1 protein-coding gene is annotated in these 347 nt (G+C 63.4%); it reads right to left on the bottom strand.

From position 1 onward, the window contains the following. The coding region (locus SB660_RS19380; protein ID WP_410583863.1) for an MFS transporter at positions 1-347 on the bottom strand (347 nt) is incomplete at both ends.

The following is a 347-nucleotide window of genomic DNA, read 5'->3' as shown; positions in this document are numbered from 1 at the left end:
CATGACGAACAGCGACCCCACGCCGACGAGCATTCCGCCGAGGATCCACGGACGTCGACGACCCAGACGCGAGCGCGTCCGGTCGCTGAGGATTCCGACAATAGGAGTGATAATCATCACGACGATGGAGGCCGCTCCGGTGATGTAGCCCAGGTACACCTCTTCGAAGCCCGGCGCCAGTGCGCTCACCCGCACCGCAAGAGAGATCGCGAGCGGAGTGATAAACGCTACGAAGATTCCGAACTGTGCCAGGACGAGCAGCCAGATGTATGAGCGCGTGGCCTGAAGCGGACGAATGAGGCCCGTAACCGTGCGGATGCCCTCCTGGAGCGCACCAGGCGCGGGAG

The organism is Bacillus sp. SIMBA_005, assembly GCF_046535585.1.
GTDB classification, from domain to species: Bacteria; Bacillota; Bacilli; order Bacillales; family Bacillaceae; genus Bacillus; species Bacillus pumilus.
The sequence above is the reverse complement of the archived record's forward strand: the minus strand, read 5'-3'. Positions and strand labels throughout refer to the sequence as shown.